This is a genomic window from Streptomyces sp. NPDC056480 (genome assembly GCF_042795405.1).
Classification (GTDB): domain Bacteria; phylum Actinomycetota; class Actinomycetes; order Streptomycetales; family Streptomycetaceae; genus Streptomyces.
On sequence record NZ_JBHTSA010000012.1, the window covers coordinates 103,398 to 117,155 of the forward strand.

Consider the following 13,758-nt stretch of genomic DNA (forward strand, 5'->3'; position numbering starts at 1 on the left):
ACGAGGTGTCACGAACCGGTCCGGGTGTCGACTCCCGCGCCCACACGCGCGGTCGGTACCCGGACCTCTTCGTGCGCGGCGGGTTCCGGAGTCGGTGCGGTGGTCTTGACGCCCGTCGTCCGCGGGGGCATCGTCACGGCCACGAGCAGTCCGAGCAGCAGGCCGGCGAGGCTGATCACCGTGATGCCGAGCGTGGTCGTCGTGCCGGAGAGCAGCAGCAGGGCGACGGTCGCGAGAACGACGGTGGCCGAACCGTAGGTGAGTTGCGCGGCGTTCGGACGCTGCATGACACGTACCGCCCTCTCAGGACAACGGTTCGACTCTAAGACCGTGGATGCCCGGGCGGAGCCGAAGTAAGCGTGACCTCACCCACGATGCGGGGGCACGGGGTGCACGGGGGGCGCACGGAGTCACGGGTCATGTGATTCTTCCCCGTAAGGTGCCCGTTGATCGTCCGATAATCGGAATTCACCTCCCGCATAGTGCAGTTGGTATGTGCAAGTCAAGATCTGTCTTTTCTCGTCTCCCCCCGGTCGAATGTCGTCACTTGTGACGCGCGACCCGCCGGACGGACACCCCACCTTCGGTCCGAAGCGCGGGCGCCGGGGAGGACATATCAAGTGACCAACAGACGACGGGCGATCAGAACGTCCGCAGTTGTTGTGGCGCTCGCGGCCACCGCCGCCACCGCCTCGACCTTCACCACCGCATGGGCCGACAATCACGCAGGCGTGAACCCGGCCGATGTCCGTCACGACCCGGCGCCCGGCGCCGGGATCGACAAGACGGCGGTCGACCACGACCTCGAGGGTCCCTTCAGCGAGCAGCAGGAGCAGCAGCGCAAGGCTGCCCTGGAGCAGGTGCTGAGCGGCGAGTCGAAGGTGGAGCGGCGAAACGGCTCCCAGGTCGTCAAGCTCGACGACAAGAAGTACGTCGAGCTCGGCCGTGAGAAGACCGACAAGATCTTCACGATCCTCGTCGAGTTCGGCGACAAGGTGGACAACACCACCCTCGTCGACCGTGCGGACGACGACACGACCGAGCCGAAGCCGAAGTTCGGCGGCACGCCCGGTCCCCTGCACAACCAGATAGCCAAGCCGGACCGTGCGCACGACAACTCCACGGACTGGAAGGCCGACTACAACCAGCAGCACTTCCAGGACCTGTACTTCGGCACCGGCAAGGACGCCAAGGGGCAGGCCAAGCAGTCGCTGAAGACCTACTACGAGAAGACCTCGTCCGGCCGTTACTCGGTCGACGGCAACGTCTCCGACTGGGTCAAGGTCGAGTACAACGAGGCCCGTTACGGCTCGAACTACTGCGGCAACAGCAACTGCTCCAACGTCTGGGACGCGGTCCGCGACGGCGTCACCGCCTTCGTCGCCGACCAGAAGGCCAAGGGCCGCACCGACGCCCAGATCAAGGCCGACATGGCCCAGTACGACCTGTGGGACCGGTACGACTTCGACGGCGACGGCAACTTCAACGAGCCCGACGGGTACATCGACCACTTCCAGATCGTCCACGCGGGCGAGGACGAGTCGGCGGGCGGCGGCGCCCAGGGCGGCGACGCCCTGTGGGCCCACCGCTGGTACGCCTACGGCACCAACGCGGGCAAGACCGGCCCGGCGAACAACAAGGCCGGCGGCACGCAGATCGGTGACTCCGGCATCTGGGTCGGCGACTACACGATGCAGCCGGAGAACGGCGGCCTCGGCGTCTTCGCGCACGAGTACGGCCACGACCTCGGTCTCCCGGACCTGTACGACACCTCCGGCCGCCCCGGCGCCGAGAACTCGACCGGCTTCTGGTCGCTCATGTCCTCCGGCTCCTGGCTCGGCCGCGGCAAGGACGCCATCGGCGACCTGCCCGGCGACATGAACGCCTGGGACAAGCTGCAGCTCGGCTGGCTGAACTACACCAAGGTCGCCAACGAGGCCCGCAAGTGGAACTCCACCCACAAGCTGGGCGTGGCGGAGTACAACACCAAGAACCCCCAGGCGCTCGTCGTCGAGCTGCCGAAGAAGGCCGTCACCACCGATGTCGTCGCGCCCGCCGAGGGTGGCTCGCAGTGGTGGAGCAACATGGGTGACGACCTCAAGAACACCCTGACCCGCTCCGTCGACCTGACGGGCAAGACGTCCGCCTCCCTGAAGCTCAAGGGCTGGTACGACATCGAGCTCGACTACGACTACCTCTACACCGAGGTGTCGACCGACGGCGGCGCCAACTGGACGGCCCTGGACGGCACCGCCGACGGCAAGCCGCTCCCGCGTGACGCCAGCGGCGCCCCGGCGCTGACCGACGTCTCGGGCACGCACAAGGAGCTCGTCTACGGCCTCGACGCCTACGCGGGCAAGAAGTTCGACCTCCGCTTCCGCTACCAGACGGACGGCGGCGCCGGCGGCAAGGGCTTCACGGCCGACGCCATCACGCTGACCGCCGACGGTGCCACCGTCTTCTCGGACGGCGCCGAGAACGGTGACAACGGCTGGACGGCCAAGGGCTTCTCGCGGGTCGGCAAGGGCTTCACGAAGGAGTACGAGCAGTACTACATCGCGGAGAACCGCCAGTACGTCTCGTACGACGCCACCCTCAAGGTCGGCCCGTACAACTTCGGGTTCACCGGTGACAAGGCGAGCTGGGTCGAGCACTACGCGTACCAGAACGGCCTGCTCATCTGGAAGTGGGACCTCTCCCAGAAGGACAACAACACCGCGGTCCACCCGGGCCAGGGTCTGATCCTTCCGGTCGACTCCCACCCGACCCCGCTGAAGTGGAAGGACGGCACCCTGATGCGCAACCGCGTCCAGGCGTACGACTCCACCTTCGGCACCTACAAGACCGACGGCATGCTGCTCCACAAGGCCGACGTCGCGTCCTTCGTCCCGTCGCTGCCGGGCAACCCGGTCTTCGACGACCGCAAGGGCACGTACTGGTTCCAGGAGACGGCGCGCGCCGGTGTCCAGGTAACTGACACCAACACCAAGATCCAGGTCGTCAAGGAGCCGTCGAACGGCGAGACGATCACGGTCCGCGTGGGCCCGTCCACGAAGTAATCGCTAAAACCGCAGGTCAAACCATGATCGGCCGTCGCCCCTCTAGCGGGCGGCGGCCGATCGTGTTTAGGTGCGTCTGACGCATCAGACCGATGTTCTTATTGACAGTCGATCCACGGGGGAGTGGTTCCGCATGCCCAACGGAGGGTTCTGCAAGTTGCCGGGAGGCAGCGTGGTCGTCGCGATAGGGCTGCCCAGCCCGGCCCGCGACGGCGCCAGCGTCCGCTTCCTGGTCCACGCCGCGAACCGTGCCCGCGCCCTGACCCGGCTGCGGAACCTCGGGCTGCGGGCGGTCTACCTCCGGGGCAACAGCGAACCTCCCACCCCCGACGAGATCACGGCCGTCCTCCACCACCCCGACGGCCTGCTGTGGAGATCCGCGCCCGGCGCCGCGCAGGAGCTCTGGCACCCCGTACGGTCCCTCCCCAGGGAACCCGCGGCCTGAGCCCCCGCCCGTCCGCCGCGGGAGACGCCCTGGTGGCCGCCGCGCGACAGCCGTCCGGGCTTCGCGCGACCGTCAGGCCACCACGGGCTTGCCGGTCAGCTCCACGCCGGCCGTGCGCAGCTCCTCCAGGGCCCGGACCGTCGTCTCCTTCGCGACACCGGCCGTCAGCTCGAGCAGCACATGGGTGCGGAAGCCCTCGCGGGCCGCGTCCAGGGCCGTCGCCCGCACGCAGTGGTCGGTGGCGATGCCCACCACGTCGACCTCGGTGACATCCCGCTCGCGGAGCCACTCCGCGAGCGTCCGCCCGTTCTCGTCGTGCCCCTCGAAGCCGCTGTACGCCGCGTCGTACGCGCCCTTGTCGAAGACGGCGTCGATCGCCCCGCTGGCCACGGCCGGCGCGAAGTTCGGGTGGAAGCCGACCCCCTCCGTGCCGGCCACGCAGTGCACCGGCCAGGAGGTGACGTAGTCCGGCTCCTCGCCGGCCGGCGCGAAGTGCGCGCCCGGGTCGACGTGGTGGTCGCGGGTCGCGACCACATGCCGGTAGGCGCTGCCCGCCGTCTGGCCGACCAGGTCGGTGATGGCGGCGGCGACGTCCGCGCCGCCGCTCACCGCGAGGCTGCCGCCCTCGCAGAAGTCGTTCTGAACGTCCACAACGATCAATGCGCGGTGCATGGCGGGTGTCCTTAGCGCGTCGGGGAGGGGTGGGACCGAGCCTAGAGAATCGGCCCGCCCACCGGGAGGGGGCGGGTCCGGTCTCCGTGGAGCTCCGGGAGCACCCCTAGAGGTACTCCGTCGGGAGCACCGGCTCGCCCCGGGAGAGCTGGATCGCCGACATCGGCAGTCCGGTGCGGGCCGCGATGTGCCGGGACCGCGCGGCCTCCAGGGGCTCCCGGGCCACCACGTCGCCGCCCTTGACCAGCTCGACCAGGAGCTGGTGGTCGGCGAGCTCCGGCGGCACCGGGCCGATGCCCACGACCTCCGCCTCGGCCACGCCGTACGCGTCGGGCCGGCGCGCCGCCCACTTGCGCCCGCCGACCGAGGCCTTGCCGCCGACGGACTTCTTGGCGACCGGGGTGAGGGGCGCCTTGAGGTCGGCCGAGGAGGCGCGGGCGACCAGCTTGTACACCATGGAGCAGGTCGGGTGGCCGCTGCCGGTGACCAGCTGGGTGCCCACCCCGTACGCGTCGACCGGGGCCGCCGCGAGGGAGGCGATGGCGTACTCGTCGAGGTCCGAGGTGACGACGATCTTCGTGTCCCGCGCACCCAGCTCGTCGAGCTGCTGCCGGACCCGGTGGGCGACGAGCAGCAGGTCGCCGGAGTCGATCCGGACGGCGCCGAGCTCGGGCCCCGCCACCTCGACGGCGGTACGCACGGCCTCGGCCACGTCGTAGGTGTCGACGAGCAGGGTCGTGCCGCGGCCGAGGCTCTCGACCTGGGCGCGGAAGGCGTCCCGCTCGCTGTCGTGGAGGAGCGTGAAGGCGTGGGCGGAGGTGCCGACGGTCGGGATGCCGTAGCGGAAGCCGGCCGCGAGGTCCGAGGTGGAGTCGAAGCCGCCGACGTAGGCGGCGCGGGAGGCGGCGACGGCCGCGAGCTCGTGGGTGCGCCGGGCGCCCATCTCGATGAGGCGGCGCCCGCCGGCCGCGGCCGACATGCGCGAGGCGGCGGCGGCGATGGCGGAGTCGTGGTTGAGGATGGAGAGGATCACCGTCTCCAGGAGCACGCACTCGGCGAAGGAGCCCTCGACGCGCAGGACGGGCGAGCCGGGGAAGTACACCTCGCCCTCGGGGTAGCCCCAGATGTCGCCGGTGAAGCGGTAGCGGGCGAGCCATTCCAGGGTCGGCTCGTCGACGATGCCGCGCTCGCGGAGGAAGCCCAGGACGGCGGGGTCGAACCGGAAGTTCTCGACGGCGTCGAGGACCCGGCCGACGCCCGCGAGGACGCCGTAGCGCCGGCCCTCGGGCAGTCGTCGGGTGAAGACCTCGAAGACCGAGCGCCGGTCGGCGGTGCCGCCCCGCAGGGCCGCCTGGAGCATGGTCAGCTCGTACTGATCGGTGAAGAGCGCGGTCGACGGCACGTCCACCGGCAGCCCAAGGTCCGCAGCGTTCATGTCAGCGATGCTAGCGCAGAAATCGTCAGAGTGACGAATAGTGGGGCGAGCGGGTGACGGGCGGGTGACCCGTTTGTGCGACGGGCCCTCCGGGGTGGCAGCATGGGGTGAGTGAGCGTCGCGCCTATTGAGATCGAACGTACGGAATCGGCCGAGGAGGTCTCCGCGGTCGTCGAACCCGACGTGCCCTGGGTGACCCTCGTGCACAACGATCCGGTCAACCTGATGAGCTACGTGACGTACGTCTTCCAGTCGTACTTCGGATACTCCAAGGACAAGGCGCACAAGCTGATGCTCGACGTGCACAACAAGGGCCGCGCGGTGGTCTCCAGCGGCACCCGTGAGGAGATGGAGCGCGACGTGCAGGCGATGCACGGCTACGGCCTCTGGGCGACCCTCTCCCAGGACCGCTTCTGATGGCCGGGCACTTCGAGACCCTGCCCGGCGGCGGCGCGGCCGTCGCCCTCGACGACGTCGAGATCTCCATCCTCCGCTCCCTCGCCGTCCAGCTCATGGAGCTGATCGGGCCGGGCGACGAGCCCGCCAAGGACGCCGACCCGCTGGCCGCGCTCTTCGCCGAGGGCCCCAGCAAGCCGCCGTCCGACCCCGCCCTCAAGCGCCTCTTCCCCGACGCGTACGGGGACGACAGCGAGGAGCTGCGGGCCGCCGCCTCCGACTTCCGCCGCTTCACCGAGAACGACCTGCGGGCCCGCAAGCGCGAGGACGCCCTCGTCGTCGTCCGCGCCCTCGACGCGCTCTCCGCCGACGCGGCGGGCGAGGGCGGCGCCGTCCTGAAGCTGACCCCGGACGAGTCCCGGGCCTGGCTCGGCGCGCTCAACGACCTCCGGCTGACCATCGGCACCCGCCTGGAGGTCACCGACGAGGAGGGCGAGCAGCTGTACCGGCTGCCGGACTCCGACCCCCGCAAGCCGATGGTGATGGCGTACCTCTGGCTGGGGGCGCTCCAGGAGTCCCTCGTCGAGACCCTGATGTCCTGACGCCGACCCCCTTCGGACACCCCTCCGTGACGGGGTGTTCGCTCAGCGGACGCTCAAATCCGGATAACGAATGCGTTATCAGAGCGTCCGCTTTGGTCTCTTGAGTCCCTTTCGACCGTCGAATTCTGTGGCGTGCGCCACACTCAACTCCCTCGATCACGCGTCAGCCCGTGATAAATCTTCACGACCGCTCGGGGACGCCACCCCTGTTCCCGAGGGCGCTTGGACCGGCTGACCGCCGGTGGCACTCCATCCACATCCGGGGGGATCAGGATCTGATCCGCGGCAGACGCACTCGCAGTCGCGCGGATCAGCATGGAGAAAGGCGCACCACCATGACCTCTGTGCAGGTCGACAAGCAGCACGACGGCACCGACGGGGCCGTGGACGGCGGCGAGGGCTACCAGCGTGGCCTCGGCGCCCGGCAGATCCAGATGATCGCGATCGGCGGCGCCATCGGCACCGGCCTCTTCCTCGGCGCCGGCAAGGCCATCGCCAAGGCGGGGCCCAGCCTGATCCTCGCGTACGCCATCGCGGGCCTGGTCATCTTCTTCATCATGCGCGCCCTCGGCGAGCTCCTCATGTACCGCCCCGTGTCGGGCTCCTTCGCGGAGTACGCACGGGAGTTCGTCGGCCCGTTCTGGGGCTTCGTGACCGGCTGGACGTACTGGCTCTTCTGGGTCGTCACCGGCATCACCGAAGTCACCGCCGCGGCCACCTACATGACGTACTGGTGGGACATCCCGCAGTGGATCTCCGCACTGGTCTTCACCGTGATCCTCTACGGCGCCAACCTGATCTCCGTGAAGCTCTTCGGTGAGCTGGAGTTCTGGTTCTCCATGGTCAAGGTCACCGCCATCATCGGCATGATCCTGATCTGCGCCGGCATCCTCACCATCGGCTTCTCCGACGCCGGGGACACCGCCTCCGTGACCCACCTGTGGGACCAGGGCGGCTTCTTCCCCACCGGCATCGGCAACACGCTGATGACCCTGCAGATCGTCATGTTCGCGTTCCTCGCGGTCGAGCTGGTCGGCGTCACCGCCGGCGAGTCCAAGGACCCGAAGACCGTCCTGCCCAAGGCCATCAACACCGTGCCGTGGCGCATCGCCGTCTTCTACGTCGGCGCGCTGATCATGATCCTGTCGGTCGTCCCGTGGACCGAGTTCCAGCCGGGTGTCTCCCCGTTCGTCGCCGCCTTCGAGAAGATGGGCCTCGGCGTCGGCGCCGCCATCGTCAACTTCGTGGTGCTGACCGCCGCCCTCTCCTCCTGCAACTCGGGCATGTACTCCACCGGCCGCATGCTGCGCGACCTCGCGCTCAACGGCCAGGGCCCGAAGGTCTTCACCAAGCTCACCAAGAGCGGCACCCCGCTGCTCGGCCTGACCTTCTCCGCCTCGCTGATGCTGGTCGGCGTCTGGATCAACTACGTCGCCCCCGGCAAGGCCTTCGAGTACGTCGTCTCCTTCGCCACCATCTCCGGCATGTGGGCCTGGATCATGATCCTGGTCTGCCAGATCCGCTACCGGGCCAAGGCCAACCGCGGCGAGCTCCCCGAGTCCACCTTCAAGGCCCCGGGAGCCCCGTACACCAGCTGGTTCGCGCTGCTCTTCATCGGCATGGTCATCGTGATGATGGGCATCGACGAGGGCGCCCGGGTCTCGCTGTACGCCGCCCCGGTCTGGGGTCTCATCCTCGGCGTCTCCTACCTGGTCCTGAAGTCCCGCAACCCCGAGGGCGCCGCCTTCGTCAAGCGGTCCTGACCGGACCCCACGGGCGATCGCCCCGGGCCGTCCCCAAACGGCCCTGACCTCGATCGTCTCGGCATACGGGCCGTTCCGTACCACTCCCCGGTACGGAACGGCCCGTCGGCTTATCCTGTCGGCATGCTGACCATCACCCGGGCCCTGTACGACCAGATCGTGAAACACTCGCGCGCGGACCACCCCGACGAGGCCTGCGGCGTGGTCGCGGGCCCGGTCGGCACCGGCCGCCCCGAGCGGTTCATCCCCATGCTCAACGCCGCCCGCTCGCCCACCTTCTACGAGTTCGACTCCGCGGACCTGCTCAAGCTCTACCGCGAGATGGACGACCGGGACGAGGAGCCCGTCATCGTCTACCACTCGCACACCGCGACCGAGGCCTACCCGTCCCGCACGGACATCTCGTACGCCAACGAGCCCCAGGCCCACTACGTCCTCGTCTCCACCGCGGACAGCGACGGCGCCGGCCCCTTCCAGTTCCGCTCCTTCGCCATCGTCGAGGGCGTCGTGACCGAGGAAGAGGTCAAGGTCGTCGAGGAGTACGACGCCTGAGACACTGACCGGGACCTACGGGCGGCAGGACCCAGGAAGCCGGTGCGAATCCGGCACGGTCCCGCCACTGTGACCGCCTCCTCCGGGAGACGGAAGCCAGGAACTGACCTGCCGCCTTCTCACCACCGATCGGGGACGTGGAAATCCCCGGAGGAGGCACGTTCCGTCATGTCCCGGCCCCGCCGCACCCGGCTGCCCCTGGCGCCCCTGCTGTCCGCCGCCGCCCTGCTCCCGCTGCTCGCCGCCTGCTCGGCCCCCGCGAAGGAGACCCCCGCGGCCGAGGCCGCCCCGGGATTCCCGTACACCGTCTCCAACTGCGGTGTGAAGACGACCTTCAAGGCCCCGCCGCAGCGCGCGGTCACCATGAACCAGCACGTCACCGAGGTCATGCTCGCCCTCGGCCTGGAGAAGTCCCTCGTCGGCACCGCCTACCTCGACGACGCGATCCTCCCCGCCTACAAGAAGGCGTACGACTCCGTCCCCGTCCTCGCGAAGGAGTACCCCTCCAAGGAGGCCCTGCTCGCCGCGAACCCCGACTTCGTCTACGGCGGTTACTCCTCCGCCTTCTCGGGCAAGGACGGCCGCAGCCGCGACGACCTGAAGCGCGCGGGCATCGACACCCGGCTCAACACCGAGTACTGCCCGTCCGGTTCGCCCTCCGTCGACGACCTCTACCGCGAAGTCGGCGAGATCGGACGGACGTTCGGCGTCCCCGACCGGGCCGAGAAGTGGGTCGGCGAGGCGCGGACCACCGTCGCCGCCACCGAGAAGCGCCTCAAGGGCACCGCGCCCGTCTCCGTCTTCGTCTACGACAGCGGCGACAAGACCGCCTTCACCGCGGGCGGCAAGGGCATCGGCAACGAACTCATCACCCGCGCCGGAGGCCGGAACGTCTTCTCCGACCTCGACAAGGCCTTCGGCGACGCCACCTGGGAGCAGGTCGTCGCCCGCAGGCCCGAGGTCGTCGTCATCTACGACTACGGCTCCACCACCGTCGAACAGAAGAAGAAGCGGCTCATCGACGACCCGGCCCTCAAGGACGTCCCCGCGATCAAGAACCGCCGGTTCGCCGTGATGCCGCTCTCCGACACCGTCCTCGGCGTCCGCGTCCCCGCGGCCGTCGACAAGCTGGCGGCCCAGCTCCACCCGGCCCGATGAACGCGGAGGCCCGCACCACGGGCGCATCCCCGGGAGAGCCGCCCGCCCCGCCACGCATCCCACCGACCCCCGAACCCCCGGACACCCCCACCACCGACCCCGCGCGGTCCGTCGGGCCCGAGTCGCCCACCGGACCCGCGCGGTCCGTCGGGCCCGAGTGGCCCGGGCGGGCCCGTGACTCTCGCTCCGGTCCGGCCGGGCGGGCCGGTGGTGGGAGTCTGCGGTACGCGGTCGTCGTCGCCGGACTGGTCCTCGCCCTCGCCGCCGCGGCCCTCGCCTCGCTCGCCCTCGGCTCCGTCCGCATCCCGCCCGGTCAGGTCCTCGACGCCCTCACCGGACGCGCCGCCGACCCCTCCCCGTTCCGCACGATCGTCCTCGACGTACGGCTGCCCCGGGTCCTGCTCGGCGCGGTCGTCGGCGCCGGGCTCGCCGTCGTCGGCGCCGTCCTCCAGGCCCTCGTCCGCAACCGGCTCGCCGACCCCTTCCTCCTCGGGATCTCCTCCGGCGCCTCCGCCGGAGCCGTCCTCGTCCTGGTCGCCGGCGGGGGAGTGGGCCTCGTGGGCGGCGTGACCACCACGCTCGCCCTGCCCGCCGGCGCCTTCGCGGGCGCCCTGCTCGCCCTCGTCCTCGTCTACGGGCTCGCGCGCCGCGGCGGCACCCTCACCAGCACCCGGCTCGTCCTCGCCGGGGTCGCCGTCTCCTACATCCTGTCCGCCCTCGCCACCCTGCTCCTGGTCGTCGCCGGACGCCCCGAGCAGTTCCAGGAGGCCATGTACTGGTCACTCGGCGGCCTCGGCAGCGCCCGCTGGGACACCCTGGTCCTGCCCGCCGCCGTCCTCGCCTTCGGCGTCGCCGCCCTCCTCACCCTCGCCCGCCCGCTCGACCTGCTCCTCGTCGGCGAGGAGGGCGCCACCGTCCTCGGCCTGGACACCGCCCGGTTCCGCGCCGCCGTCTTCGTCCTCGCCTCCCTCGTCACCGCCGTCATGGTCGCCGCCAGCGGAGCCGTCGGCTTCGTCGGCCTGATGGCCCCGCACGCCGCCCGGCTCGCCGTCGGCGCCCCGCACCGCCGGCTCCTCCCGGTCGCCGCGCTCGGCGGGGCGCTCGCCCTGGTCCTCGCCGACCTCGGCGCCCGGACCGTCGCCGCACCCCAGGACATCCCCGTCGGCGTCCTCACCGCCCTCACCGGCGGCCCGTTCTTCCTCTGGCTGATGCGCCGCCGCCCGGAAGGGGCGTCCCTGTGACCGAACTGCGCCTGCACGGCCTCTCGTACGAGAACCGGCTCCGCTCCGTCGACCTGACCGTCCGCCCGGGCGAGACCGTCGGCCTCATCGGACCCAACGGCAGCGGCAAGACCACCCTCCTGCGCTGCGTCTACGGCACCCTCACCCCCACGGCGGGCCGCGCCCTCCTCGACGGCGACGACCTCCACGCCCTCGGCCCCAAGGCCCGCGCCCGCCGCGTCGCCACCGTCCCCCAGGACAGCGCCCTCGAGTTCGAACTCACCGTCGGCGAACTCGTCGCCCTCGGCCGCTCCCCGCACAAACGGTTCTGGGAGGGCGACACCGGCGCCGACCGGGAGCGCGCCGAGGACGCCCTCGCCCGCGTCGGTCTCGCGGACCTCGCCGACCGGCCGTACCCCACCCTCTCCGGCGGCGAACGCCAACGCGCCCTGGTCGCCCGCGCCCTCGTGCAGGACCCGGCCCTCCTCGTCCTCGACGAACCCACCAACCACCTGGACATCCGCCACCAGCTCGACGTGCTCGCCCTCGTGCGTACCCTGGGCACCACCAACCTGCTCGCGCTGCACGACCTCAACCTGGCGGGGGCGTACTGCGACCGGATCTACGTCCTGGAGCGCGGAAGGCTCGTCACCGGCGGTACACCGGCCGAGGTCCTCACCCCCGCCCTCCTTGAGGCCGTCTACGGGGTGGATGCCGAGGTCATCCCGCATCCGAGGACGGGGAGCCCCACCGTCCTCTTCCAGCACCGTCCGGCAGTCGGGCAGGAATCATCCACCATGTGAGATCACATTCCGGAACCCGGACCGGGAATCGATACGATGAGCCCATGGTTTCCCACGACGTGAGCGAAGAGACTCCGGGCACAGTCCTGCTCGTCGCGCGCCTGCACGTCGACCTGTGCCGCCTCGCCAGCGCGATCTGTTCGTCCCGCGCTGCGCTCTGAGCGACCGGCCGAGCGCACTTACGTACGACCCCCCTCCGCGCGGGGGCCCCAGCAGCGCGCCCAACACGCCACTTCCGACAGGAGCCCACGCCATGGCCATCGAGGTCCGCATCCCGACCATCCTCCGCACCTACACCGACGGCGAGAAGGCCGTCGAGGGCAGCGGTGGCACCCTCGCCGAGCTCTTCGCCGACCTGGAGTCCCGCCACGCCGGGATCGAAGCCCGCATCGTGGACGACGGCAAGCTCCGCCGCTTCGTCAACGTCTACCTCAACGACGAGGACGTCCGCTTCCTCGACGGCATCGACACCAAGCTGACCGACGGCGACAACGTCACGATCCTGCCGGCCGTCGCCGGTGGCATGGTCTGATCCACATGCGCTACGACTCCTCGCTGGCGGCGGTCGGCAACACGCCGCTCGTCCGCCTCCCCCGGCTCTCGCCCTCGGACGACGTCCGCATCTGGGCGAAGCTGGAGGACCGCAACCCGACCGGCTCGGTCAAGGACCGCCCCGCGCTCCACATGATCGAGCAGGCGGAGAAGGACGGCCGCCTCACCCCCGGCTGCACCATCCTGGAGCCGACCAGCGGCAACACCGGCATCTCCCTGGCCATGGCCGCCAAGCTCAAGGGCTACCGCATCGTCTGCGTCATGCCCGAGAACACCAGCGAGGAGCGCCGCCAGCTGCTCTCCATGTGGGGCGCCGAGATCATCTCGTCCCCCGCGGCGGGCGGATCGAACACGGCGGTACGCGTCGCCAAGGAGATCGCGGCGGAGAACCCGACCTGGGTGATGCTCTACCAGTACGGCAACCCGCACAACGCGGGCGCCCACTACGCCACCACCGGCCCCGAGATCCTCGCCGACCTGCCCTCCATCACCCACTTCGTGGCGGGCCTCGGCACCACCGGCACCCTCATGGGAGTCGGCCGCTACCTGCGCGAGCAGAAGCCCGACGTCAAGATCGTCGCCGCCGAGCCGCGCTACGACGACCTCGTCTACGGCCTCCGGAACCTCGACGAGGGCTTCGTACCGGAGCTGTACGACGCCTCCGTCCTCACCACCCGCTTCTCCGTCGGCTCCGCCGACGCGGTCACCCGCACCCGCGAACTCCTTCAGCAGGAGGGCATCTTCGCGGGCGTCTCCACGGGTGCGGCCCTGCACGCGGCCATCGGCGTGGGCAACAAGGCGGTGAAGGCCGGCGAGAGCGCGGACATCGCCTTCGTCGTCGCCGACGGCGGCTGGAAGTACCTGTCGACCGGCCTCTACACGGCCAAGACGACAGAAGAAGCGATCGCAGCGGTCCAGGGCCAGCTCTGGGCGTAGACCCTTCGCCCACTCCGTTGCGGGTGGGCACAACGGAACGGCGCGCTCAGCCGCGCCCAGGCCCCCAGCGCCCGAACCCGCACCAGCAGGCCCCGCACCCCGAAGGCCGCAAACCGGTCACGCGCTACCGCGCCAGATGGCGGACCCGGTCCCAGAGGACCGGGT

Annotated in this window: 15 protein-coding genes and 1 riboswitch; of the genes, 12 read left to right on the forward strand and 3 right to left on the reverse strand. The window is 70.4% G+C overall.

The genetic code is table 11. From position 1 onward, the window contains the following. Positions 1-8: 8 nt before the first annotated feature. A complete protein-coding gene (locus ACFQ79_RS08810; protein ID WP_383580415.1) occupies positions 9-287 on the reverse strand; it encodes a hypothetical protein in 279 nt (92 codons plus the stop codon). 333 nt (positions 288-620) lie between these two features. Here ACFQ79_RS08810 and ACFQ79_RS08815 point away from each other — a divergent pair, with 333 nt between their 5' ends. Both ACFQ79_RS08815 and ACFQ79_RS08820 read left to right on the forward strand, forming a co-directional pair. Continuing rightward, on the forward strand, positions 621-3,059 hold the full coding sequence (locus ACFQ79_RS08815) for an immune inhibitor A domain-containing protein (protein ID WP_383580418.1): 2,439 nt from the start codon (positions 621-623) through the stop codon (positions 3,057-3,059). 133 nt (positions 3,060-3,192) lie between these two features. Then, on the forward strand, positions 3,193-3,504 hold the full coding sequence (locus tag ACFQ79_RS08820) for a hypothetical protein (protein WP_229313964.1): 312 nt from the start codon (positions 3,193-3,195) through the stop codon (positions 3,502-3,504). A 72-nt stretch (positions 3,505-3,576) separates the two neighbouring features. Here the strand turns inward: ACFQ79_RS08820 and ACFQ79_RS08825 are convergent, their stop codons facing one another. Continuing rightward, positions 3,577-4,176, reverse strand: a complete 600-nt coding sequence (locus ACFQ79_RS08825) for a nicotinamidase (protein WP_383580421.1) — start codon at positions 4,174-4,176, stop codon at positions 3,577-3,579. A gap of 106 nt (positions 4,177-4,282) precedes the next feature. Next, positions 4,283-5,611, reverse strand: coding sequence for a nicotinate phosphoribosyltransferase (locus ACFQ79_RS08830; protein WP_383580424.1), 1,329 nt, complete (start codon positions 5,609-5,611; stop codon positions 4,283-4,285). A 111-nt stretch (positions 5,612-5,722) separates the two neighbouring features. On the opposite strand from ACFQ79_RS08830, the gene clpS reads away from it, so the two are divergent. The 10 genes from clpS to ACFQ79_RS08880 all read left to right on the forward strand — a co-directional run bounded on the left by clpS (position 5,723) and on the right by ACFQ79_RS08880 (position 13,593). Further along, positions 5,723-6,028, forward strand: coding sequence for an ATP-dependent Clp protease adapter ClpS (clpS, locus tag ACFQ79_RS08835; RefSeq protein ID WP_015033876.1), 306 nt, complete (start codon positions 5,723-5,725; stop codon positions 6,026-6,028). Next, positions 6,028-6,609: a DUF2017 domain-containing protein gene (locus tag ACFQ79_RS08840; protein WP_383580428.1), complete on the forward strand. Its 582-nt coding sequence runs from the start codon at positions 6,028-6,030 to the stop codon at positions 6,607-6,609. The genes clpS and ACFQ79_RS08840 overlap by 1 nt, the downstream gene beginning before the upstream one ends. 335 nt (positions 6,610-6,944) lie before the next feature. Continuing rightward, positions 6,945-8,372 carry an amino acid permease gene (locus ACFQ79_RS08845; protein ID WP_266966336.1) on the forward strand — a complete coding sequence of 476 codons (1,428 nt, stop codon included), beginning with the start codon at positions 6,945-6,947 and terminating at the stop codon, positions 8,370-8,372. 123 nt (positions 8,373-8,495) lie between these two features. Continuing rightward, positions 8,496-8,924 carry a Mov34/MPN/PAD-1 family protein gene (locus ACFQ79_RS08850; protein ID WP_383580431.1) on the forward strand — a complete coding sequence of 143 codons (429 nt, stop codon included), beginning with the start codon at positions 8,496-8,498 and terminating at the stop codon, positions 8,922-8,924. Continuing rightward, positions 8,918-9,051, forward strand: a riboswitch (cobalamin riboswitch). It overlaps the preceding gene by 7 nt. Before the next feature lie 41 nt (positions 9,052-9,092). Beyond that, complete coding sequence (locus tag ACFQ79_RS08855; RefSeq protein ID WP_383580433.1) at positions 9,093-10,082, forward strand: ABC transporter substrate-binding protein; 990 nt, start codon at positions 9,093-9,095, stop codon at positions 10,080-10,082. Beyond that, positions 10,079-11,323 carry a FecCD family ABC transporter permease gene (locus ACFQ79_RS08860; RefSeq protein ID WP_383580436.1) on the forward strand — a complete coding sequence of 415 codons (1,245 nt, stop codon included), beginning with the start codon at positions 10,079-10,081 and terminating at the stop codon, positions 11,321-11,323. The genes ACFQ79_RS08855 and ACFQ79_RS08860 overlap by 4 nt, the downstream gene beginning before the upstream one ends. Continuing rightward, a complete protein-coding gene (locus tag ACFQ79_RS08865) occupies positions 11,320-12,105 on the forward strand; it encodes an ABC transporter ATP-binding protein (RefSeq protein WP_383580439.1) in 786 nt (261 codons plus the stop codon). Before ACFQ79_RS08860 ends, ACFQ79_RS08865 begins: the two co-directional genes overlap by 4 nt. A gap of 44 nt (positions 12,106-12,149) precedes the next feature. Beyond that, a complete protein-coding gene (locus ACFQ79_RS08870; RefSeq protein ID WP_315986240.1) occupies positions 12,150-12,266 on the forward strand; it encodes a putative leader peptide in 117 nt (38 codons plus the stop codon). 92 nt (positions 12,267-12,358) lie between these two features. Then, positions 12,359-12,637: a MoaD/ThiS family protein gene (locus ACFQ79_RS08875; protein ID WP_073913441.1), complete on the forward strand. Its 279-nt coding sequence runs from the start codon at positions 12,359-12,361 to the stop codon at positions 12,635-12,637. A 5-nt stretch (positions 12,638-12,642) separates the two neighbouring features. Next, entirely contained in the window at positions 12,643-13,593 is a 951-nt protein-coding gene (locus ACFQ79_RS08880) for a cysteine synthase (protein ID WP_319309584.1), read from the forward strand. The last annotated feature ends 165 nt before the right edge of the window (positions 13,594-13,758 follow it).